Genomic DNA, 22132 nt, shown 5'->3' on the forward strand with positions numbered 1-22132 from the left:
TACCGGTCTCAGCCCAGATTAGCCATTCTTTCTTCCCGTTTTCAGTCCTCGATGGAAATCGTTAATTCGCTTAATGGTTTTAACCGCACGCTGCGGCACTGCGGAAGCTACCGACCAGACAATCATTTCCAGACACAACAATACCGTACCATGTAGCGGCGTTTTCCCTTTTTCATCCCCGCGCGGAACATGAATCACGATACTGGCGTCTTTGCTAAAACGTGAATCCAGCGCGTTTGTCAGCAAAATAACAGGGATCCCCAGCCGCCTCGCCTCACGAAGCGTTGTCAGCCCTTCCCGGTGCGCAGATTTTTGCGCCATCATGATCAGAACATCGCCACGTTGAAGCGCGATCAGTTGCTCGGCAAGGCCAATACCCGTACGGTTTAGTGCCGTGGCAGGCAAACCTATGCGGTTGAATAGTCGTGCGGTATAGTCCGCCAGAATACCCGAAGCGCCAATGCCAAAAATTGCGACTTGCCGTGCCTGCACCAACAACGCTACAGCTTGCGCAAGCGCGTGGCGGTTTTCAGGCTCTGACAGGACATTACAGGTATACAAATGCCCTTCAAGAACAAAGTCGATTGCGGTGTTAACATCGCTCGTCAAGTTACTCACCGTCGTAGACATCTTTTCGCTGGAACTAAGGGCTGGACCAAGCCACTGTTCCAGAGTGCGTTTCAGATCACGCAGCCCGGCAAACCCCAGGGCCTGTATAGCCCTGATAACTGTGGCATCGGAAGTGTTCAACGTGGCCGCAATTTCCATCGCCGTTTGCTCGAGTACCACTTCACGATGCTCATTAATGTAGCTGGCGACAACTCTTAACCCAGGCGTTAACTGACTCGCGCGAGTGCGAAAACGCTCACCAAAAATATCAACCCGCACTTTATCTTTCTGGATCATTTATCTTCCGGTAGAGGTCGCCCTGCAATTTGTGATTGTATCTGCGCAGCCATCAGCCCCAGAGATGCAAAGGAGTTAGAAATTGCCTCTTCACGAGAAATCAGCACATAACGCCCGGAACGACAGGCAGTCAGAAACTGACACCATCCCGGCATGACTTTTTCCATTGCTGCCAGCTCATCCTGAGGTTTACCACCGGTGTCACCGCGCCAGGTTGCAAAAACAAAATTGGCATCCAGTTCAGGTAAACGCTCCGCGCTCACATCCATTCGCCCACCTTCAGGAATGCTCTCAATCAGCGGCGGAAAACGAAAACCAGCATCGCGTAATACCCGCCCCAGCGAATGATAGCTATGCATCACATTAATTTTTCCCTGGTTTGCCTGAATCACCGATACCGTTATTTTTTGGCTGTCCAGCGTCGCCTTCAGCGCATTGATTTGTGCCTGATAGCGGCGTTCAAGTATCGCCAGCTGCGACTGCGTTCCTGTAAGTTCTGCCAGCTTGCGATAGATTTCTGGCGCACCCCCTTTGAGATGATCAATGCTCACCGTGGGCGCAATTTTTTCAAGTTGTTCAATGGGCGTATTACGGGTCGGTTCTGTGATGATCAGGTCAGGCTTTGCCGCCACAATCGCTTCAATATCAATATCAGCGGTACCAATAAAGGCGATCGATGAATTATCAAAGTCGACACCTGTCAATAACGCGCCAGATCGAATGAAATGGCTACCGTCAGGCCGAGTTCGCCCGTGGCTGGCGACAGGAGGTACACCGAGCTCAATCAGAGGAATAGTGATATCAAGATCGTGTAAAGAGACAATTCTCTTTGGATGAGCAGGAACAGTGACTTTGCGCCCTAAATCATCAGTAAATACCTGAACAGGTTCTGTTGCACGGGAAAAAAATGACAACAGTATCAGCAGAGAAAAAAATAAACGCATATAACTCCCGTTAAAAACTGTTCCTGCGCTGCCAGAGCAGTAGCAAAAAAAATGGTCCACCAATCAGTGAGATAATGATTCCGGCAGGCAGTTGCAAAGGCAAAAAAGCCAAACGACCAATGCTATCCGCCAGAATAACTAACAACGCCCCCGATACCGCGCTCCCCAGCAGTAATGTCGTCTGCCCGCCACGTAGAATAAAACGTGATATATGGGGTGCTATCAATCCGACAAAACCGATGTTACCAACACACGAAACGCAGACGGCTGTCAGGATTATGGGTGCGGCGACACGTAACAACGCCAGACGAGAACTATTCACCCCTAACCCGGTTGCAACCTGATGACCAAGCAGAGCGATATCCGCAGTCCTGGCGGTGAACAGCAATAAAAGAGCGGCTGGCAACATCCAACAGGCTGAAATACCGACTAACATCCAGTTAGCTGCATGCAGGCTTCCCGATAACCACATCAATGCAGTTTGTACATCTCGAACATCTGCAGTGGTCATAAATACACCGATACCGGCGGCGAAAAACCAGGAAACACCAATACCAATCAGAACAAATCGCGGGCGGGAAATATCGCGCGCACAAAAAATCACGATTAAAGCCACCAACAGGCCACCAGCAAGACCAGCCACTGGACGCCAGAACATTCCCAGCATTGGAAACTGGAAAATCAGCCACAGCACAGCCACGCTACATCCTTCTTTGACGCCGATTAACCCAGGATCGGCAAGGCCGTTACGTGCAATGGATTGCATTGCGGCCCCTGCCATACCTAACATGGCCCCGCATAGCAATGCCATGATGACTCTCGGCAAGCGAATATCCTGCACAATATAACGTGCGTCTGTGCTTACGTTTTCTGGAGAGAACAATGCTCGTCCTACTTCCGATGCCGGGACGGAGAAAGAGCCATGCATCAGACCGAATATCAGTATTCCAACCGCAAACAGAAACAACCCACCAAGCAACAGCAGATTTTTAGGGCGTACCAGTGTCGAAAACTTACCAACACGTAGTGGGCGTAGCCCGACGTTCATTATCCGACTCATTTGAACATCCTCGTCGCCATAATGACAAAAACAGGCGCACCAACTAACGCCGTCATGACACCGGTCGCTAACTCATGGGGCGTGAAAAGCGTCCGGGCAATAATATCTGCCAGTAATAACAAAAGCGCGCCGACACAAGCTGAAAGAGGGAGCAGAACGCGCAGATCCGCTGATACCAGACGCCGGACAATCTGCGGTACTAGCAGGCCGACAAAACCAATGGGGCCAGCAATCGATACGGCTGCGCCACAGAGCAACGCGATCGCAAGCAGGGTAAATGTTCGCGTGCGGAGTACAGAGACGCCCAGCCCCTGCGCCATGCGATCGCCCAGTGCCAACATGTTAAGGGAGGGTGCAAGGTAAAGGGCTAACACAAATCCCCCCAGAGAAAACCAGGCGGACGTACCCAGCGTCGCCCAATCCTGCCCCGCTAAATCACCTGCTAGCCATGTCCGCATCGCCAGCAGTGTTTGTTCGTCAAGAATCAGGATTGCAGCCGTTATTGAGGACACGAACGCCGATAGCGCCACGCCGCATAAAGTAACTTTCATTGGCGTTACCCCTGAACGCCCTGCGGAGGAAAGCAGCAATATCAACAGGAACAATAACGCGCCCCCCGTAGATGCCAGCAGTGGGCGTCCAACCGGAAAGGCCAGTCCAAGCGCACTGGCGGCAACGACAGCAAGAGCGGCTCCGGCATTTAAGCCTAAAATATGTGGCTCCCCCAATGGGTTACGAATGACAGCCTGCAACAAAGCACCAGCAACACCAAGAGAAGCACCGGTAAGCAATGCTGCCGCTAAACGCGGCAAACGGAGTCTTACAATTACGTTGTGATCGAAGTTTTGCGGATCAAAATGAAGAAATGCCTGCAACACCGTTTGTGGTGCAATAAATCGGGCACCAATCCCTGGATATACCACGCATCCCACCAGCAGTAAGGCGAGGAAAATTACAGTAACCAGCCCTGTGCGCATCATACTTTTTCTACACCACGAAACGGCATGAAGAACGGCTTTCCCGTCAGAGGATTTATTGATGCGTGAACATCAACGTCAAAGACCGCTTTTACCAGTTCAGGCGTGCAATGCTCCCCCTCATTCAACACACGCACCACTTTCCCCTGGCGTAAAAATATCAACGTATCGCCATAATTGACGGCAAAATTCAGATCATGCAACACCACGACGACTGTACGCCCGTGATGACGCGTTAAATCATGTAATAACTCAAGAATTTCAACCTGATAACGTAAATCAAGCCAGGTTGTGGGTTCATCCAGCAGGATATAAGGCGTCTTTTGCGCCAACACCATCGCAATCCAGCAACGCTGGCGCTGCCCACCAGAGAGTTTTTCAACAGGTAAATGTGCAAACTCCTGCGTACCGGTTAATTTCAGGGCCTCTTCCACCGCCTGCTCATCGGCGTCGCTCCATTGACGTATGAAATTTTGCCAGGGAAAACGCCCACGCGACACCAGTTCATAAACGGTTAAGCCCTCCGGCAATAATGGCGACTGCGGCAAGATCCCAAGTCTACGGGATAACGCTTTCGTTGGTTGCTCGTGAATCGCTTTGCCATCAAGCAATATCGAACCGCCCATAGGTTGCAAGATACGTGCAATGGTGCTGAGCAACGTCGACTTTCCACAGCCGTTTGCCCCAACCAGAACGGTCATTTTTTCTGTGGGAACGGAGAAAGAAACACCATCAACAATGATCTTCTTGTGATACCCGGCAGAAACATTGTCGAGGATCAGCCCCTGCCCTTTTGCGTTATGTGCCACGTGTACGCCAACTTAATCAAAGACAAACAAAAATAAAACTCATTCTCCTTTGAGAGTTTGACGCCACAAAATGTAGTAGTCAAGCAGTTAAAAGCCACACAAAAACAAGGTAAACAACAGGTAAAATATTTTTATACATAAAAATAAAAACATTAAATATCAATAAATTAAAAGCAATCAAATTGTATAAACTTTTCATAAAAACACATGTAGCATTTTTTTGTTATTTCTCATTTACTACTACATTACTGCGTGATTGAATGATTCTCAATTACATATCCGATGGCGAAATAACAAACGGATAGTGCTTAGTGAGCAATAAGAAACAATTTTCACTCGCGACAATCCGCGAGTTTTTGGGATAACAGACTAAATGGCTATGTTCACACCTTCATTCTCAGGACTCAAAGGTCGGGCGCTCTTTTCACTGCTTTTTGCGGCACCGATGATTCATGCAACAGACTCTGTAACGACCAAAGATGGCGAAACAATCACTGTTACAGCAGATGCAAATACCGCAACTGAGGCAACCGATGGTTATCAACCTCTGAGCACCTCTACGGCGACATTAACCGATATGCCGATGCTGGATATCCCGCAGGTGGTCAATACGGTTAGCGATCAGGTTCTGGAAAACCAGAATGCGACGACGCTGGATGAGGCGCTTTATAACGTCAGTAACGTGGTACAGACCAATACATTAGGCGGGACTCAGGATGCTTTTGTACGCCGTGGGTTTGGCGCAAACCGGGATGGCTCCATCATGACCAACGGTCTGCGAACCGTACTTCCTCGCAGTTTCAACGCCGCCACAGAACGTGTGGAAGTGCTAAAAGGCCCGGCCTCCACGCTGTATGGCATTCTCGATCCTGGCGGACTGATTAACGTCGTGACCAAGCGCCCGGAAAAAACATTCCATGGTTCGGTTTCAGCCACCTCCTCCAGTTTTGGTGGCGGCACTGGGCAACTTGATATCACAGGTCCCATTGAAGGCACTCAGCTGGCGTATCGCCTTACCGGGGAAGTGCAGGATGAAGATTACTGGCGAAACTTCGGTAAAGAGCGCAGTACATTTATTGCCCCGTCACTCACCTGGTTTGGTGATAATGCAACAGTAACCATGCTCTATTCCCATCGGGACTATAAAACTCCGTTCGATCGTGGAACGATTTTCGACCTTACGACGAAACAGCCCGTAAACGTTGATCGAAAAATACGTTTTGACGAACCGTTTAATATTACAGATGGTCAGTCCGATCTGGCGCAACTCAACGCAGAATATCATCTCAATAGCCAGTGGACAGCGCGCTTTGATTACAGCTACAGCCAGGATAAATACAGCGATAATCAGGCGCGTGTTACCGCGTATGATGCAACGACAGGAACACTGACACGGCGTGTTGATGCAACTCAGGGATCTACCCAGCGTATGCATGCTACTCGTGCGGATCTGCAAGGGAATGTTGATATTGCCGGATTCTATAATGAGATTCTGGGTGGGGTGTCATATGAATATTATGATCTTCTGCGTACAGATATGATTCGCTGTAAAAAAGCTAAAGATTTCAATATCTACAACCCTGTTTATGGTAATACCAGCAAATGTACAACGGTTTCGGCGTCGGACAGTGATCAGACGATCAAACAGGAGAGCTACTCAGCGTATGCACAGGACGCACTCTATCTGACCGATAACTGGATTGCCGTCGCCGGGATCCGCTATCAGTATTACACGCAGTATGCGGGTAAAGGCCGTCCTTTTAATGTCAATACTGACAGCCGCGATGAACAATGGACTCCCAAACTGGGGTTGGTCTACAAACTGACGCCATCGGTATCCTTATTTGCCAATTATTCGCAAACATTTATGCCACAGTCGTCAATTGCCAGCTACATTGGCGATCTTCCACCAGAATCATCTAATGCTTACGAAGTCGGGGCAAAATTCGAGCTATTCGATGGTATCACCGCAGATATTGCGCTGTTTGATATCCATAAACGTAATGTGTTGTATACCGAAAGTGTTGGTGATGAAACCATTGCCAAAACGGCAGGCCGTGTTCGTTCAAGAGGGGTAGAAGTCGACCTTGCGGGAGCATTAACTGAAAACATTAATATCATTGCCAGCTACGGCTATACCGATGCTAAGGTTCTGGAAGATCCTGATTATGCAGGTAAACCATTGCCGAATGTTCCTCGTCATACCGGTTCGCTATTCCTGACCTATGACATTCATAACATGCCTGGCAATAACACACTGACGTTTGGCGGTGGTGGACATGGCGTAAGCCGTCGTTCGGCAACCAATGGGGCTGACTATTATCTGCCAGGCTATTTTGTTGCCGATGCCTTCGCCGCATACAAAATGAAATTGCAGTATCCGGTCACACTGCAATTAAACGTCAAAAATCTGTTTGATAAAACGTATTACACCTCTTCCATCGCCACAAATAATCTGGGCAACCAGATTGGCGATCCGCGTGAAGTGCAATTCACGGTGAAAATGGAATTTTGATCAAAAAAGCCCGGTATACACTTGTATACCGGGCTATGTTTTATTCTTCTGGCGGGAGGATTATCAGACCTCAATCTCTGCCATGTCGCCTTTTTCTTGCAACCAATTGCGGCGATCTTCCGAGCGTTTCTTCGCCAGCAGCATATCCATCATCGCGTCAGTACGCTGATCGTCTTCATCATCGATAGTCAACTGCACCAGACGGCGAGTGTTCGGATCAAGCGTGGTTTCGCGCAATTGCATCGGGTTCATTTCCCCGAGACCTTTAAAACGCTGGACGTTTGGCTTGCCTTTCTTGCGTTTTAATTGCTCAAGTACGCCCTCTTTCTCTTCTTCCGTCAGCGCGTAATAAACCTCTTTCCCGAGGTCAATACGGTAGAGCGGTGGCAGTGCAACGTAAACGTGACCGTGTTTCACCAATGCGCGGAAGTGTTTTACAAACAAAGCGCAGAGCAGCGTGGCAATGTGCAGACCATCGGAGTCAGCATCCGCCAGGATACAGATCTTGCCGTAACGAAGCTGGCTCAAATCGTCGCTGTCAGGATCGATACCGATAGCTACCGAAATATCGTGCACTTCCTGCGAAGCCAGCACTTCGTCGGAAGAGACTTCCCAGGTGTTAAGGATCTTACCTTTCAGTGGCATGATCGCCTGATATTCGCGATCGCGCGCCTGCTTGGCAGATCCGCCTGCGGAGTCACCTTCCACAAGGAATAGTTCGGTACGGTTAAGATCCTGCGCGGTACAGTCAGCCAATTTACCAGGCAGCGCCGGGCCGCTGGTTAGCTTTTTACGCACCACTTTTTTAGCCGCACGCATACGACGCTGGGCGCTGGAAATCGCCATCTCTGCCAACAGCTCCGCCGCCTGAACGTTCTGGTTCAGCCACAGGATGAAGGCATCTTTCACCACGCCCGAAACGAATGCCGCACACTGACGCGAAGAGAGACGTTCTTTGGTCTGCCCGGCAAACTGCGGATCCTGCATTTTTACTGACAGCACATAGGCGCAGCGATCCCAGATATCTTCCGCCGACAGCTTTACACCGCGCGGCAGAATGTTGCGGTATTCACAGAACTCACGCATCGCGTCCAGCAGGCCCTGACGCAGGCCATTAACATGGGTACCGCCCTGCATCGTTGGGATCAGGTTGACGTAGCTTTCGGTCAGCAGTTCACCGCCTTCCGGCAGCCACAGTAGCGCCCAGTCCACCGCTTCAGTATCGCCAGCGAAATTACCGATAAACGGTTTTTCTGGCAGCGTCGGTAAACCGTTTACCGCTTCCGCCAGGTAATCATTCAGACCGTCCTGATAGCACCAGCGCTGTTCGGTGTTGTTGATCTCATCTTTAAAAGTGATCTCAACGCCCGGGCACAGTACCGCTTTGGCTTTCAGCACATGCGTCAGGCGTGAAACAGAAAAACGCGGGCTGTCAAAGAAGGTTTCATCCGGCCAGAAGTGCACGCTGGTACCGGTATTGCGTTTACCGCAAGTGCCGACAACCTGTAAATCTTGCACCTTTTCGCCATTTTCAAAGGCGATGTTATAGATCTGACCATCGCGGCGTACGTTAACTTCTACGCGCTTCGACAGGGCGTTAACTACCGAAATCCCCACGCCATGCAGGCCGCCAGAGAACTGGTAATTTTTGTTAGAGAATTTACCGCCCGCGTGCAGACGGCAAAGAATCAGTTCAACCGCCGGTACCCCCTCTTCCGGGTGAATATCTACCGGCATCCCGCGCCCATCGTCAATCACTTCTAACGACTGGTCGGCATGTAAGATTACATCCACGCGTTTTGCGTGGCCCGCCAGTGCTTCATCGACACTGTTATCAATAACTTCTTGCCCCAAATGGTTAGGGCGAGTGGTATCGGTATACATCCCCGGACGGCGGCGAACCGGCTCAAGCCCGGTGAGTACCTCAATGGCATCAGCGTTATAAGTTTGCGTCATGGTTTAAGTTAGCAATTCGAGTTGATCGTCAGAGATGGTGCAGACCAAGAAAATCGACGATCGGGTTGAAATAATCTTCGAAGCCCGTGAATGCGTGGTTGCCGCCTTCTATGACAGTCTGGCGGCAGGAAGCGTAGTACGCCACCGCCTGGCGGTAATCCAGCACTTCATCTCCCGTCTGTTGCAGCAGCCAGATCAAATCCGGCGCTTCCAGCGGGTCAATCTGCATGACTTTGAGATCGTAAATATGGCGTGACTCTAGCACATATTGCTGCCCGGTGTAGGGGTTCTCGTTCTGACCGAGATAGTCCGTCAGCAGTTCAAACGGGCGCACCGCCGGGTTGACCACCACTGCGGGCAGCATAAAACATTGCGACAACCAGGTGGCGTAATATCCCCCCAGTGACGAACCGACAATACCCAGCGAATCGCCGCCATGTTCCAGGACAATAGATTCCAGCAGTTCTGCCGCGTCAGAAGGATACGGGGGCAACTGCGGAATGATCATCTCAACGTCAGGGTGATGTTCCGCCAGCCAGTTTTTTAACAAGCTCGCTTTTGCAGAGCGCGGCGAGCTGTTGAAACCGTGTAAATAAAGAAGCGTAGACATCAGTAGCCTTCTGAAGCGGTATCAGGTTGGAAGCGTGCGTCCGCCAGGCGATGCACCTCGGTGGTCAGCGTGCCATCAGCATGTAACTCGAGAGTACGCCAGCCGGGCGCGATGGTGTCCAGCGTAAAGTTAGAACAGTGCGGCTTAAACTGCACACAGGTCGACGGCGTTGCCAGCAAGCGGCGACCATTCCAGTCGAGATCCAGCTCCTGATGAATGTGACCGCACAGCAAGTATTTGACGTGCGGAAACTTCGCCAGCACGGTATCCAGTTCGCCCGCGTTACGCAGGCTGTGTTGATCAAGCCAACTACAACCTGCAGGTAGCGGATGATGATGCAGCAGCAGCAACGTATGGCGTCCTGGCGCATCGGCCAGTTTACGTTCCAGCCACTCAAGCTGAAACTCGCTCAGCTCACCGTGCGGCACGCCAAACACCTGGCTATCCAGCAACAGGATTTGCCATTGCTCACCAATAAACACGCGCTTCGCCGGGGAGATACCCGCATCCTGTAACGCACTGTACATCGCGGGCTGGAAATCGTGGTTGCCCGGCAGCCAGACGCAGGGCGCACGAAAACTTGCGATGCCTTCAGCGAAATGCTGATAGGCCGCAGAGGATTGATCCTGCGCTAAATCACCTGTCGCGACAATCAGGTCGAATTCGTGCTGGTGTGGCCGAATCGCCTCCAGCACCGCCTGGTAGCTTTCCCAGGTGTTTACCCCTAACAGGGCTTCGTGCTTTTGTGCAAACAGGTGAGTGTCGGTAATTTGTAAAATCCTGACTCTGGCCTCACCAGCCAGAGGAAGGGTTAACAGGCTTTCCAAATGGTGTCCTTAGGTTTCACGACGCTAATAAACCGGAATCGCCATCGCTCCATGTGCTAAACAGTATCGCAACCAGTCCGCTAAAAACTGATTAATTTGATGCTTTTCGTCGCGTTGATGCAACTTTTTATTAGGATAATCATACCGCGCTTTGAAGCGAAAAATCTGCTGGCTTGAACACACTTCAGCCACCATCGCGTCATGATACAGACGCACCGTCATTGACGGAAGGCTCCAGTAACTGATCGCGGGCGCAGTCTGTTCTATTGTCACCAGGGTAGTGTATCGGGTCGATTCCACAATCGTCAGCCGATATTGTGCGTTTGCCACCTGATAGCTTACAGTTTCGCCGGGTGCGTCATTGCGCGGTAACAAACGGCGCAATTGTGAAAAGTTCATCTCGCACAGGCGCATCATTTCAGGAAAGTCAGGTGTGTAACGCTTCATTTATGCCCACTCATTTTTTAACGCTTGATGATGCAGCTGCAGCCATTGCAAAGCGATGACCGACGCTGCGTTGTCGATTTTCCCCTCTTCTACCCACTGGTATGCCTGTTCCCGGCTTACCACATGAACGCGAATATCTTCGTTTTCATCAGCCAGACCGTGAATACCGCTTGCGGTCGTGGCGTCCACTTCGCCCACCATAATTGACGAACGCTCACTGGTGCCCCCCGGGCTTGCCAGGAAACTTAACACCGGTTTGGTCCGTTTGACTATCAGTCCCGCCTCTTCAATCGCTTCGCGACGGGCAACATCTTCCACACTTTCACCCTCTTCAATCATCCCGGCAACCATCTCCAGTAGCCAGGGGGTTTTGCTGGTGTCGTACGCGGCAATCCGAATCTGCTCAATCAGCACAACTTCATCACGTACTGGGTCAAAGGGTAGCAAGACTGCGGCGTGACCGCGCTCAAAAATTTCCCGCCGTACCTCATGACTCATTTGCCCGTTGAATAGACGATGACGAAATCTATAAAGATCTAATGAAAAAAAGCCGCGATAAAGTGTTTCTCGTGCAATAATTTCTACATCGTTTTTGCCAAATGTAACGGGCAGGTTGTCTGGCTTAAGCATTGTTAATGTCCTAGCACTAATAGTGAATTAAATGTGAATTTCAGCGACGTTTGACTGCCGTTTGAGCAGTCATGTGTTAAATTGAGGCACATTAACGCCCTATGGCACGTAACGCCAACCTTTTGCGGTAGCGGCTTCTGCTAGAATCCGCAATAATTTTACAGTTTGATCGCGCTAAATACTGCTTCACCACAAGGAATGCAAATGAAGAAATTGCTCCCCATTCTTATCGGCCTGAGCCTTTCTGGTTTCAGTTCGTTGAGCCAGGCCGAGAACCTGATGCAAGTTTATCAGCAAGCACGCCTTAGTAACCCGGAATTGCGTAAGTCTGCCGCCGATCGTGATGCTGCCTTTGAAAAAATTAATGAAGCGCGCAGTCCATTACTGCCACAGCTAGGTTTAGGTGCAGATTACACCTATAGCAACGGCTACCGCGACGCGAACGGCATCAACTCTAACGCGACCAGTGCGTCCCTGCAGTTAACTCAATCCATTTTTGATATGTCGAAATGGCGTGCGTTAACGCTGCAGGAAAAAGCAGCTGGGATTCAGGACGTCACGTATCAGACCGATCAACAAACCTTGATCCTCAACACCGCGACCGCTTATTTCAACGTGTTGAATGCTATTGACGTTCTTTCCTATACACAGGCGCAAAAAGAAGCGATCTACCGTCAATTAGATCAAACCACCCAACGTTTTAACGTGGGCCTGGTAGCGATCACCGACGTGCAGAACGCCCGCGCACAGTACGATACCGTGCTGGCGAACGAAGTGACCGCACGTAATAACCTTGATAACGCGGTAGAGCAGCTGCGCCAGATCACCGGTAACTACTATCCGGAACTGGCGGCGCTGAATGTCGAAAACTTTAAAACCGACAAACCACAGCCGGTTAACACGCTGCTGAAAGAAGCCGAAAAACGTAACCTGTCGTTGTTACAGGCGCGCTTGAGCCAGGACCTGGCGCGCGAGCAAATTCGCCAGGCGCAGGACGGTCACTTACCGACTCTGGATTTGACGGCCTCTACCGGAATTTCTGACACCTCTTACAGCGGTTCAAAAACCCGTGGTGCGACCGCAGGCCAGTATGACGATAGCAATATGGGCCAGAACAAAGTTGGCCTGAGCTTCTCGCTGCCGATTTATCAGGGCGGAATGGTTAACTCGCAGGTGAAACAGGCCCAGTACAACTTTGTTGGTGCCAGCGAGCAACTGGAAAGCGCGCATCGTAGCGTCGTGCAAACCGTACGTTCCTCCTTCAACAACATTAATGCTTCTATCAGTAGCATTAACGCCTACAAACAAGCCGTAGTTTCCGCTCAAAGCTCATTAGACGCGATGGAAGCGGGTTACTCGGTTGGTACGCGTACCATTGTTGATGTGTTGGATGCGACCACCACGCTGTACAACGCTAAGCAAGAGCTGGCAAATGCGCGTTATAACTACCTGATTAACCAGTTGAATATTAAGTCAGCTCTGGGTACGTTGAACGAGCAGGATCTGCTGGCACTGAACAATGCGCTGAGCAAACCGGTTTCCACTAATCCGGAAAACGTTGCCCCGCAAACGCCGGAACAGAATGCTATTGCTGATGGTTATGCGCCTGATAGCCCGGCACCAGTCGTTCAGCAAACATCCGCACGCACTACCACCAGTAACGGTCATAACCCTTTCCGTAACTGATGACGACGACGGGGCTTCAGCCCCGTCTGAACGTAAGGCAACGTAAAGATACGGGTTATCTGCCGCATTCTTCCCCCTTCTCGCTTCAATTTCGACCAGCCATCCTCTATTCTGATGGGTATTTACCACTGGTCCCGGAAGACAAAAATGAAACGGACAAAATCCATACGCCACGCATCGTTCCGCAAAAACTGGAGCGCACGCCATCTGACACCAGTCGCTCTCGCGGTTGCCACTGTTTTTATGCTGGCGGGCTGTGAAAAGAGTGATGAAACAGTGTCTCTCTATCAAAATGCTGACGACTGTTCAGCTGCAAACCCAGGCAAAAGCGCCGAATGTACCACCGCGTACAACAATGCGCTGAAAGAAGCCGAACGTACTGCGCCGAAATACGCCACCCGTGAAGACTGTGTTGCTGAATTTGGTGAAGGTCAGTGCCAGCAGGCACCAGCCCAGGCTGGCATGGCACCAGAAAACCAGGCGCAGGCCCAGCAATCCAGCGGGAGTTTCTGGATGCCGCTGATGGCCGGTTACATGATGGGACGTCTGATGGGCGGCGGCGCGGGATTTGCACAGCAGCCGCTGTTCTCCTCGAAAAACCCGGCCAGCCCGGCTTACGGTAAATATACCGACGCGACCGGTAAAAACTATGGCGCAGCCCAGCCAGGCCGCACCATGACCGTACCGAAGACGGCAATGGCACCAAAACCGGCGACCACTACTACTGTTACCCGTGGCGGTTTTGGTGAATCTGTTGCCAAACAAAGCACTATGCAGCGTAGCGCAACCGGCACCTCTTCTCGTTCAATGGGTGGCTGATACCGATGGAAAGAGTCAGTATTACCGAGCGCCCGGACTGGCGCGAAAAAGCCCACGAATACGGTTTCAATTTTCACACCATGTACGGCGAGCCGTACTGGTGTGAAGATGCTTACTACAAGTTGACCCTCGCCCAGGTTGAAAAGCTGGAAGAAGTCACCGCCGAACTGCACCAGATGTGCCTGAAAGTGGTGGAAAAAGTGATCGCCAGCGATGAGCTGATGACCAAATTCCGCATTCCAAAACACACCTGGAGTTTTGTGCGCCAGTCATGGCTGACGCACCAGCCATCGCTTTATTCGCGTCTTGATCTGGCGTGGGATGGCACTGGCGAACCTAAACTTCTGGAAAATAACGCCGATACGCCAACGTCACTATACGAGGCGGCGTTCTTTCAGTGGATCTGGCTGGAAGATCAGCTTAACGCCGGTAACTTGCCGGAGGGCAGCGACCAGTTTAACAGTTTGCAAGAAAAGCTGATCGATCGCTTCGTTGAGCTGCGTGAACAGTATGGCTTCCAGTTGCTGCATCTCACCTGCTGTCGCGACACGGTGGAAGATCGCGGAACCATTCAGTATTTGCAGGACTGCGCGACGGAAGCTGAAATCGCTACCGAGTTCCTCTACATCGACGATATCGGGTTAGGTGAAAAAGGTCAGTTCACGGATTTACAGGATCAGGTGATTTCCAACCTGTTCAAGCTGTATCCGTGGGAATTTATGTTGCGTGAGATGTTCTCCACCAAGCTGGAGGATGCAGGCGTACGCTGGCTGGAACCGGCGTGGAAGAGCATTATCTCCAACAAAGCGCTTCTACCGCTACTGTGGGAGATGTTCCCGAATCACCCGAACCTGCTGCCCGCTTATTTTGCGGAAGATGATCATCCGCAAATGGAAAAATATGTGGTTAAACCGATCTTCTCCCGTGAAGGCGCAAACGTGTCGATCATTGAGAACGGCAAAACCATTGCAGCAGCGGAAGGTCCGTATGGCGAAGAAGGGATGATTGTTCAGCAATTCCACCCGTTACCGAAATTCGGCGACAGCTATATGCTGATTGGTAGCTGGCTGGTGAACGATCAACCTGCCGGAATTGGCATTCGTGAAGACCGTGCATTGATCACCCAGGATATGTCTCGGTTTTATCCGCATATTTTTGTTGAGTAATACAGCTTAATATTGCCCCGATAAGCGGGGCAATCTCTTATAATCCACCATTCATAACTCCCATCAATATATAAACACATACATATCCAACCTTTATTTAACATTAATACTCAATTTAATGTTAAATCGTCATATGCAAGCGATATTGTAATTAAAGTAAGTGAATACATCACAACATAACTATTTGATATTATTTAAATACTTTACTTTTATCTCACCAGATTTAAATTTAATAATTAAAAAACAATGTTGCAGGGATCACACTACACAGTATTGAACATTGTGATTGATATATTGCCCCCCTACTATCCATTAAACATAAATATTTGTTTCACCGAATAACAACATATTTAAAAGAAACACAAAAGCATTCTCACTCTTTATTGAATTAATATTTATATTCACGTAACGAATTTATTAGCACCCTCTCAACAGTCGATATTCATCATTATTATATATTTGCGTTATATAAGGAGATATATCCATGTTTGATAAATATAGAAAAACACTCGTAGCCGGAACTGTGGCGATAACCCTGGGTTTGTCAGCATCGGGGGTGATGGCTGCGGGTTTTAAACCAGCGCCGCCTGCCGGGCAACTGGGTGCGGTCATTGTCGATCCCTACGGCAATGCACCACTGACCGCTTTGGTTGACTTAGATAGCCATGTTATTTCTGACGTCAAAGTTACCGTCCATGGGAAGGGCGAAAAAGGCGTAGAAATCAGCTATCCCGTGGGTCAGGAATCACTAAAAACTTACGATGGTGTACCGATTTTTGGTCTTTATCAGAAATTTGCTAACAAAGTGACCGTTGAGTGGAAAGAAAACGGCAAGGTCATGAAAGATGATTATGTGGTGCACACTTCGGCCATCGTCAATAATTACATGGATAACCGCTCTATCTCCGATTTACAACAGACCAAAGTTATTAAAGTCGCACCGGGTTTTGAAGATCGCCTCTATCTGGTTAATACCCACACCTTTACCGCCCAAGGTTCCGATCTCCACTGGCATGGTGAGAAAGATAAAAATGCCGGTATCCTTGATGCGGGTCCGGCAACCGGCGCACTCCCTTTTGATATCGCGCCCTTTACTTTCATCGTCGATACCGAAGGTGAATACCGCTGGTGGCTGGATCAAGACACTTTCTACGATGGTCGTGACCGCGATATCAACAAGCGTGGTTATCTGATGGGTATCCGCGAAACGCCACGCGGCACCTTTACCGCTGTACAAGGTCAGCACTGGTACGAGTTCGACATGATGGGACAGGTGCTCGAAGATCACAAACTACCGCGCGGATTTGCTGACGCCACTCATGAGTCCATTGAGACGCCAAATGGCACGGTACTGTTGCGCGTAGGTAAGAGTAACTATCGTCGCGATGACGGCGTACACGTCACCACCATTCGTGACCATATCCTCGAAGTCGATAAATCTGGTCGCGTTGTCGATGTATGGGATCTGACCAAGATCCTCGATCCGAAACGCGATGCACTGCTCGGCGCGCTGGATGCAGGTGCAGTTTGCGTTAACGTTGACCTTGCCCATGCAGGACAACAGGCAAAACTGGAACCAGATACACCGTTCGGCGACGCGCTGGGTGTAGGGCCAGGCCGCAACTGGGCGCACGTGAACTCTATCGCCTATGACGCAAAAGATGACTCTATCATCCTCTCCTCTCGCCACCAAGGTGTTGTGAAGATTGGTCGTGATAAGCAAGTGAAATGGATCCTTGCGCCCTCTAAAGGTTGGGAAAAACCGCTGGCCAGCAAGCTGCTGAAACCGGTGGACGCTAACGGTAAACCTATTACCTGTAACGAAAATGGCCTGTGCGAAAACTCAGACTTCGATTTTACCTACACCCAGCATACCGCCTGGATTTCCAGTAAAGGAACGCTCACCATTTTTGATAATGGCGATGGGCGTCATCTGGAACAACCTGCCTTACCAACCATGAAATACTCCCGCTTTGTGGAATATAAGATTGATGAGAAGAAAGGCACCGTTCAGCAAGTGTGGGAATACGGTAAAGAACGTGGCTACGATTTCTATAGCCCGATTACCTCCATCATTGAATATCAAGCCGACCGTAACACCATGTTTGGCTTCGGTGGTTCTATTCATTTGTTCGATGTCGGGCAGCCGACCGTAGGTAAGTTGAACGAAATCGATTACAAAACCAAAGAAGTGAAAGTGGAAATCGACGTGCTGTCAGATAAACCCAATCAGACTCACTACCGTGCGCTGTTAGTCCGTCCACAACAGATGTTCAAATAATTAAGAAGGGAATAAAAATGTCGAAATTAGGGATCTCATCACTATTTAAAACCATACTGCTTACCGCAGCTCTGGCGGTTTCATTTACCGCTTCTGCATTTACCGAAGGCACGGATTACATGGTTCTGGAAAAACCAATTCCGAATGCCGACAAAACGCTGATTAAGGTATTTAGCTACGCCTGCCCGTTCTGTTACAAGTACGACAAAGCGGTTACCGGTCCGGTATCGGAAAAAGTGAAAGATATCGTTGCTTTCACGCCGTTCCATCTGGAAACAAAAGGTGAATACGGCAAACAAGCAAGCGAAGTCTTTGCGGTCTTGATCAATAAAGATAAAGCAGCAGGCATTTCCTTATTTGATGCTAACTCTCAGTTTAAGAAAGCCAAGTTTGCCTACTACGCGGCTTATCACGACAAAAAAGAACGCTGGTCTGACGGTAAAGATCCGGCTGCTTTTATCAAAACCGGTCTGGATGCCGCAGGTATGAGTCAGGCGGATTTTGAAGCGGCACTGAAAGAACCAGCAGTTCAAGAAACACTGGAAAAATGGAAAGCCTCTTATGATGTCGCCAAAATCCAGGGGGTTCCAGCCTATGTCGTTAATGGTAAGTACTTGATCTACACCAAGAGCATCAAATCCATCGACGCGATGGCAGACCTTATCCGTGAGTTAGCAAGCAAATAACAGGGAAACAGGCTATGGGTATTAAGGGAATGTGGAAAGATCTTCGCACATCACCAGTTGACACACTGGTCAGATGGCAGGAGCAACGCTTGTTGTGGTTGTTAATGGCCGTTGCGATGGGCGCGTTAATTATCCTGGCGCACTCTTTCTTCCAGATCTATCTCTACATGGCACCCTGTGAGCAATGTGTATACATTCGCTACGCCATGTTTGTGATGGTTATTGGAGGATTGGTTGCAGCGATCAACCCAAAGAACATCATCCTAAAGCTAATTGGCTGCGTGATGGCATTTTACGGCAGCATTTTGGGACTGAAGTTTTCGCTCAAACTGAACGATATCCACCATGCAGTACATAATCCGGATCCCGATTCACTGTTTGGCGTACAGGGTTGCTCTACCGATCCAACTTTTCCCTTTAACCTGCCGCTGGCACAGTGGGCACCAAATTGGTTCAAGCCTACCGGGGATTGTGGCTATGACGCACCAATCGTTCCTGATGGCGTCACACTGAGCAGCACGCAACAGTGGTTTGTGGAAATGTATCAGCAATCTGAAGGCTGGTATCTGCTACCACCATGGCATTTTATGAATATGGCTCAGGCTTGTATGCTGGCTTTTGGTATGTGTCTGGTGCTGCTGGTCATTATGAGTGGCGCATGGGCGCTTAAAATCATCAGAGGCTAACTCAGCAACACCCGAAGCCAGTCATTCTGGCTTCGGGTTCTTTTATTAACCTATCTGCACCGACAGCATACTTAAACTGCCCATTTCTATACCATCGACCGGAATGGTAATTGGCTCCTGCCCATCCCACGCCCCTAAGACATACAACAACGGCAGATAGTGCTCTGGCGTTGGGTTCGATAACGCGCCACCTTCATGGTCGAGATAATTCACCAGAGGATGTTGTTCCACCGGCCCTTGCCACGTCAGATTCGCTTTCACATACTCATTAAACGACGTCGCCCACGGATACGGTGAACTATCACCGTGCCACTTCACTGTACGCAGGTTATGTACCACGTTGCCACTGGCGACCAACATTATCCCTTCATCACGCAGCGCCGCGAGTTTGCGCCCCATTTCGAAATGCCAGGCGGCAGGTTTGCTACTGTCGATACTCAACTGCACCATCGGGATATCGGCGTCAGGGTACATCTTAATCAGCACTCCCCAGGAACCGTGGTCAAAGCCCCAGGCTTCTTTATCCAGCGCCACAGGAACCGGCGCTAACAGCTCAACCAGATGCTGTGCCAGCGCAGGTGAACCCGGAGCAGGATAATGCGTATCGTACAGCGCCTGCGGGAAGCCACCAAAGTCATGAATCGTGGGCGGCATCTCCATCGCGGTCACTCCTGTTCCACGGGTAAACCAATGAGCCGAAACCACCACTATTGCTTGCGGGCGTGGCAATGTCATCCCCAACGTCTGCCAGCTGCGGGTATACAAATTATCTTCCAGCACGTTCATCGGACTACCGTGACCTAAAAACAATGCTGGCATACGTGTTGAAGACATGATGATATCCTTAACTAAAGGTGTCATTTTGATATCCTCACAATACGCTTGTTCGGCGGAGTAAGAACCCGGATAACAATGATGATGATCATCAGTTATTTTGACGATCTGCCTGAAGGTGAAGATTTATAAGGAGTTGTCGATGTCAGTACCTCTCATTCTGACCATACTGGCGGGGGCAGCCACGTTTATTGGCGCGTTTCTCGGCGTTCTCGGGCAAAAACCCTCGAACCGCTTACTGGCGTTTTCGCTAGGATTTGCGGCGGGGATCATGTTGCTCATCTCATTAATGGAAATGCTTCCTGCCGCATTAGCCGCCGAAGGAATGTCGCCTGTGTTGGGTTATGGAATGTTTATCTTCGGTCTGCTTGGCTATTTTGGCCTGGACCGCATGTTGCCACATGCGCATCCGCAGGATTTAATGCAAAAATCGGTGCAGCCGTTGCCAAAATCGATCAAGCGCACAGCCATTCTGCTCACTCTCGGCATCAGTCTGCATAACTTCCCGGAAGGGATTGCCACCTTTGTCACGGCGAGCAGCAACCTGGAGCTGGGATTTGGCATCGCCCTGGCCGTAGCGTTGCACAATATTCCTGAAGGTCTGGCGGTTGCAGGCCCGGTTTACGCTGCAACAGGATCGAAACGTACCGCGATTCTGTGGGCGGGCATTTCCGGGCTGGCAGAAATTCTTGGTGGTGTGCTGGCATGGTTAATCCTCGGTAGCATGATTTCTCCGGTGGTCATGGCGGCAATCATGGCGGCGGTTGCAGGAATTATGGTGGCGCTCTCCGTTGACGAATTAATGCCGCTCGCCAAAGAGATCGACCCCAATAATAACCCCAGCTATGGCGTACTATGTGGAATGTCAGTGATGGGATTCAGTTTAGTGCTGCTACAAACGGCGGGAATTGGTTAAAGACGATAATGACAGATGTTGCCCATTGCTAAAGGCAACATCTGTATCGTTATTAAAGGTATTATTGATGCTTTTCAAACACTTCTTTATCGGAGCGTTTATCTAATTTACTTCGGGCAGCTAACAGCGCATCTCTGTCATGGCGAAAAGCTTTACAGTAACGTTTAAGATGAAGAAAATAGCCACCAGCCAGTAGAACAATTAATACAATCCAGTACCAGGCAATAAACATCCTTTTCACCTTCAAAATTTAACATTACTAAACATTTAGCGTTAAAATTTCACATATCCATCGTTGAATACATTCATATACTCGCATAATTCTGGATCAAGTATATGATTTCGATCATAGTAAGTGTTGTATTATATACCATATCTGGTTAAAAAAAGAACAACCAAGACTATTAATATATATTATCCCCCGATAAAACATTACTAATTAATAATATAAATTAATAAGCATCGCTAGATATATATTATATCTTCACGATTATTAAGCCCCTACTCGTTATAATAAGTATACACTCCCCCCTTTACAACATTAGGCGTAAACCTTTGTCAACAAACGGTTGTTTTTTCGCCGCAATTCATACAAAAAAATTATCACAAATAACGATAAACAACAAATATCTAGATATATACACCTCAATATATAACGGGGAATTATATTTTAAGTTTTACTTAATCAGCATTTAATATAAATAACGAGTCAAATTATCTCTGGTTATGGTAATGTCCATAGCTGAATTAATATTAAATTCAAACCTGTATTTTCCTCATCCATTTATAAAGGATTATAGTCATGTTAAAAAAAACATTGTTATCTATGTTCGCAACCGCATTGTTATCAGGCGTTGCTTTTAACGCTCTTGCTGACGATGCTAATCAGGGTTCAGGTAAAATTACTTTTAAAGGTGAAGTTATCGATGCACCTTGTTCTATTGCTCCTGGTGATGAAGATCAGACAATAAACCTCGGTGAAGTTGCTGATACCGTATTAAAAAGCGGTCAGAAATCACTGCCTGTAGATGTCACCATTCATTTGCAGGATTGTATTTTATCTGACGGCACTAACACTGTTGATAAAGTCAAAATCACCTTTAGTTCTGCCAGTGTTGACGCTACCGACTCCAACCTGCTTAAAAACACTCTGGAAGGTAACATCGGCGGCGCAACTGATGTAGGCGTACGTCTGGTGAAATCAGACAACACCAACGTGACTCTTGGCACTCCAATCACTATCAACTTCCCGACGACTAACTCTTACCAGGAGTTGAACTTTAAAGCCCGTATGGAGTCTCTGGGACGCACCGCGACCCCGGGTAACGTGCAGGCACAGGCTAATTACGTACTCGACTACAAGTAATCGGTAGTCAA

The 22132-nt window shown here is 49.2% G+C and carries 21 protein-coding genes; 9 read left to right on the forward strand and 12 right to left on the reverse strand.

Annotated elements, in window-relative coordinates:
* Nucleotides 1–18: 18 nt before the first annotated feature.
* From ACJHYO_RS02235 to ACJHYO_RS02255, 5 genes are read right to left on the reverse strand one after another with little or no spacing between them, the layout of a single operon-like run.
* Nucleotides 19–906, reverse strand: a complete 888-nt coding sequence (locus ACJHYO_RS02235; protein WP_000614960.1) for a MurR/RpiR family transcriptional regulator — start codon at nucleotides 904–906, stop codon at nucleotides 19–21.
* The gene (locus tag ACJHYO_RS02240) at nucleotides 903–1850 is read right to left on the reverse strand and encodes an iron-siderophore ABC transporter substrate-binding protein (protein WP_033555524.1); all 948 of its coding nucleotides are present in this window, start codon (nucleotides 1848–1850) and stop codon (nucleotides 903–905) included. The genes ACJHYO_RS02235 and ACJHYO_RS02240 overlap by 4 nt, the downstream gene beginning before the upstream one ends.
* Nucleotides 1851–1860: 10 nt before the next feature.
* The gene (locus ACJHYO_RS02245) at nucleotides 1861–2898 is read right to left on the reverse strand and encodes a FecCD family ABC transporter permease (protein WP_001357675.1); all 1038 of its coding nucleotides are present in this window, start codon (nucleotides 2896–2898) and stop codon (nucleotides 1861–1863) included.
* An 8-nt stretch (nucleotides 2899–2906) separates the two neighbouring features.
* The gene (locus tag ACJHYO_RS02250) at nucleotides 2907–3890 is read right to left on the reverse strand and encodes a FecCD family ABC transporter permease (protein ID WP_000986433.1); all 984 of its coding nucleotides are present in this window, start codon (nucleotides 3888–3890) and stop codon (nucleotides 2907–2909) included.
* Nucleotides 3887–4696 carry an ABC transporter ATP-binding protein gene (locus ACJHYO_RS02255; protein WP_000940874.1) on the reverse strand — a complete coding sequence of 270 codons (810 nt, stop codon included), beginning with the start codon at nucleotides 4694–4696 and terminating at the stop codon, nucleotides 3887–3889. The genes ACJHYO_RS02250 and ACJHYO_RS02255 overlap by 4 nt, the downstream gene beginning before the upstream one ends.
* A gap of 373 nt (nucleotides 4697–5069) precedes the next feature.
* Between ACJHYO_RS02255 and ACJHYO_RS02260 the strand changes: the two genes are divergently transcribed.
* Entirely contained in the window at nucleotides 5070–7211 is a 2142-nt protein-coding gene (locus ACJHYO_RS02260; protein WP_001240666.1) for a TonB-dependent siderophore receptor, read from the forward strand.
* A 63-nt stretch (nucleotides 7212–7274) separates the two neighbouring features.
* Here the strand turns inward: ACJHYO_RS02260 and parE are convergent, their stop codons facing one another.
* Genes parE through nudF form a run of 5 tightly spaced genes read right to left on the reverse strand, consistent with a single transcriptional unit; the run spans nucleotide 7275 to nucleotide 11681 of the window.
* Entirely contained in the window at nucleotides 7275–9167 is a 1893-nt protein-coding gene (gene parE / locus ACJHYO_RS02265) for a DNA topoisomerase IV subunit B (protein WP_000195274.1), read from the reverse strand.
* Between the two features lie 28 nt (nucleotides 9168–9195).
* Nucleotides 9196–9777, reverse strand: a complete 582-nt coding sequence (gene yqiA, locus ACJHYO_RS02270; RefSeq protein WP_000105733.1) for an esterase YqiA — start codon at nucleotides 9775–9777, stop codon at nucleotides 9196–9198.
* Entirely contained in the window at nucleotides 9777–10604 is an 828-nt protein-coding gene (gene cpdA, locus ACJHYO_RS02275; RefSeq protein WP_000444751.1) for a 3',5'-cyclic-AMP phosphodiesterase, read from the reverse strand. The genes yqiA and cpdA overlap by 1 nt, the downstream gene beginning before the upstream one ends.
* A gap of 24 nt (nucleotides 10605–10628) precedes the next feature.
* Nucleotides 10629–11051, reverse strand: coding sequence for a DUF1249 family protein (locus ACJHYO_RS02280; protein ID WP_000833393.1), 423 nt, complete (start codon nucleotides 11049–11051; stop codon nucleotides 10629–10631).
* Complete coding sequence (gene nudF / locus ACJHYO_RS02285; protein ID WP_000917124.1) at nucleotides 11052–11681, reverse strand: ADP-ribose diphosphatase; 630 nt, start codon at nucleotides 11679–11681, stop codon at nucleotides 11052–11054.
* Nucleotides 11682–11885: 204 nt separating this feature from the next.
* Between nudF and tolC the strand changes: the two genes are divergently transcribed.
* The 6 genes from tolC (at nucleotide 11886) to dsbI (ending at nucleotide 19005) form a co-directional block, all read left to right on the forward strand.
* Nucleotides 11886–13367 (forward strand): outer membrane channel protein TolC, encoded by a 1482-nt coding sequence (tolC, locus tag ACJHYO_RS02290; protein ID WP_000735290.1) that lies wholly within the window; start codon nucleotides 11886–11888, stop codon nucleotides 13365–13367.
* A 147-nt stretch (nucleotides 13368–13514) separates the two neighbouring features.
* Entirely contained in the window at nucleotides 13515–14186 is a 672-nt protein-coding gene (locus ACJHYO_RS02295; RefSeq protein WP_000831543.1) for a DUF1190 family protein, read from the forward strand.
* 5 nt (nucleotides 14187–14191) lie between these two features.
* Nucleotides 14192–15352 carry a glutathionylspermidine synthase family protein gene (locus ACJHYO_RS02300; RefSeq protein ID WP_000442855.1) on the forward strand — a complete coding sequence of 387 codons (1161 nt, stop codon included), beginning with the start codon at nucleotides 14192–14194 and terminating at the stop codon, nucleotides 15350–15352.
* Between the two features lie 484 nt (nucleotides 15353–15836).
* Nucleotides 15837–17633 (forward strand): aryl-sulfate sulfotransferase, encoded by a 1797-nt coding sequence (locus ACJHYO_RS02305; protein ID WP_000459865.1) that lies wholly within the window; start codon nucleotides 15837–15839, stop codon nucleotides 17631–17633.
* Between the two features lie 17 nt (nucleotides 17634–17650).
* The gene (locus tag ACJHYO_RS02310; protein ID WP_000040020.1) at nucleotides 17651–18319 is read left to right on the forward strand and encodes a thiol:disulfide interchange protein DsbA/DsbL; all 669 of its coding nucleotides are present in this window, start codon (nucleotides 17651–17653) and stop codon (nucleotides 18317–18319) included.
* A gap of 14 nt (nucleotides 18320–18333) precedes the next feature.
* On the forward strand, nucleotides 18334–19005 hold the full coding sequence (dsbI, locus tag ACJHYO_RS02315; RefSeq protein ID WP_000511506.1) for a protein-disulfide oxidoreductase DsbI: 672 nt from the start codon (nucleotides 18334–18336) through the stop codon (nucleotides 19003–19005).
* 45 nt (nucleotides 19006–19050) lie between these two features.
* On the opposite strand, the gene ygiD is transcribed toward dsbI, so the two are convergent.
* The gene (gene ygiD, locus ACJHYO_RS02320) at nucleotides 19051–19839 is read right to left on the reverse strand and encodes a 4,5-DOPA dioxygenase extradiol (protein ID WP_001443213.1); all 789 of its coding nucleotides are present in this window, start codon (nucleotides 19837–19839) and stop codon (nucleotides 19051–19053) included.
* Between the two features lie 142 nt (nucleotides 19840–19981).
* Between ygiD and zupT the strand changes: the two genes are divergently transcribed.
* Nucleotides 19982–20755: a zinc transporter ZupT gene (gene zupT / locus ACJHYO_RS02325; RefSeq protein ID WP_001295627.1), complete on the forward strand. Its 774-nt coding sequence runs from the start codon at nucleotides 19982–19984 to the stop codon at nucleotides 20753–20755.
* 61 nt (nucleotides 20756–20816) lie between these two features.
* Here the strand turns inward: zupT and ACJHYO_RS02330 are convergent, their stop codons facing one another.
* The gene (locus ACJHYO_RS02330; protein ID WP_001296421.1) at nucleotides 20817–20987 is read right to left on the reverse strand and encodes a hypothetical protein; all 171 of its coding nucleotides are present in this window, start codon (nucleotides 20985–20987) and stop codon (nucleotides 20817–20819) included.
* A gap of 570 nt (nucleotides 20988–21557) precedes the next feature.
* Here ACJHYO_RS02330 and ACJHYO_RS02335 point away from each other — a divergent pair.
* Nucleotides 21558–22121 (forward strand): fimbrial-like protein, encoded by a 564-nt coding sequence (locus ACJHYO_RS02335; RefSeq protein WP_000915007.1) that lies wholly within the window; start codon nucleotides 21558–21560, stop codon nucleotides 22119–22121.
* Nucleotides 22122–22132 lie beyond the last annotated feature (11 nt).

It is taken from the genome of Escherichia sp. WS1118, assembly GCF_046487695.1.
Classification (GTDB): domain Bacteria; phylum Pseudomonadota; class Gammaproteobacteria; order Enterobacterales; family Enterobacteriaceae; genus Escherichia; species Escherichia coli.

What these genes read in the sequence shown, in the direction of transcription:
- ygiD (WP_001443213.1), bottom strand. Translation starts at nt 19,839, where the DNA reads ATGTCTTCAACACGTATGCCAGCATTGTTTTTAGGTCACGGTAGTCCG.
- ACJHYO_RS02330 (WP_001296421.1), bottom strand. Translation starts at nt 20,987, where the DNA reads ATGTTTATTGCCTGGTACTGGATTGTATTAATTGTTCTACTGGCTGGT.
- ACJHYO_RS02295 (WP_000831543.1), top strand. Translation starts at nt 13,515, where the DNA reads ATGAAACGGACAAAATCCATACGCCACGCATCGTTCCGCAAAAACTGG.
- nudF (WP_000917124.1), bottom strand. Translation starts at nt 11,681, where the DNA reads ATGCTTAAGCCAGACAACCTGCCCGTTACATTTGGCAAAAACGATGTA.
- ACJHYO_RS02240 (WP_033555524.1), bottom strand. Translation starts at nt 1,850, where the DNA reads ATGCGTTTATTTTTTTCTCTGCTGATACTGTTGTCATTTTTTTCCCGT.
- zupT (WP_001295627.1), top strand. Translation starts at nt 19,982, where the DNA reads ATGTCAGTACCTCTCATTCTGACCATACTGGCGGGGGCAGCCACGTTT.
- parE (WP_000195274.1), bottom strand. Translation starts at nt 9,167, where the DNA reads ATGACGCAAACTTATAACGCTGATGCCATTGAGGTACTCACCGGGCTT.
- ACJHYO_RS02250 (WP_000986433.1), bottom strand. Translation starts at nt 3,890, where the DNA reads ATGATGCGCACAGGGCTGGTTACTGTAATTTTCCTCGCCTTACTGCTG.
- ACJHYO_RS02235 (WP_000614960.1), bottom strand. Translation starts at nt 906, where the DNA reads ATGATCCAGAAAGATAAAGTGCGGGTTGATATTTTTGGTGAGCGTTTT.
- ACJHYO_RS02280 (WP_000833393.1), bottom strand. Translation starts at nt 11,051, where the DNA reads ATGAAGCGTTACACACCTGACTTTCCTGAAATGATGCGCCTGTGCGAG.
- ACJHYO_RS02260 (WP_001240666.1), top strand. Translation starts at nt 5,070, where the DNA reads ATGGCTATGTTCACACCTTCATTCTCAGGACTCAAAGGTCGGGCGCTC.
- ACJHYO_RS02245 (WP_001357675.1), bottom strand. Translation starts at nt 2,898, where the DNA reads ATGAACGTCGGGCTACGCCCACTACGTGTTGGTAAGTTTTCGACACTG.
- yqiA (WP_000105733.1), bottom strand. Translation starts at nt 9,777, where the DNA reads ATGTCTACGCTTCTTTATTTACACGGTTTCAACAGCTCGCCGCGCTCT.
- ACJHYO_RS02305 (WP_000459865.1), top strand. Translation starts at nt 15,837, where the DNA reads ATGTTTGATAAATATAGAAAAACACTCGTAGCCGGAACTGTGGCGATA.
- dsbI (WP_000511506.1), top strand. Translation starts at nt 18,334, where the DNA reads ATGGGTATTAAGGGAATGTGGAAAGATCTTCGCACATCACCAGTTGAC.
- ACJHYO_RS02335 (WP_000915007.1), top strand. Translation starts at nt 21,558, where the DNA reads ATGTTAAAAAAAACATTGTTATCTATGTTCGCAACCGCATTGTTATCA.
- tolC (WP_000735290.1), top strand. Translation starts at nt 11,886, where the DNA reads ATGAAGAAATTGCTCCCCATTCTTATCGGCCTGAGCCTTTCTGGTTTC.
- ACJHYO_RS02310 (WP_000040020.1), top strand. Translation starts at nt 17,651, where the DNA reads ATGTCGAAATTAGGGATCTCATCACTATTTAAAACCATACTGCTTACC.
- ACJHYO_RS02300 (WP_000442855.1), top strand. Translation starts at nt 14,192, where the DNA reads ATGGAAAGAGTCAGTATTACCGAGCGCCCGGACTGGCGCGAAAAAGCC.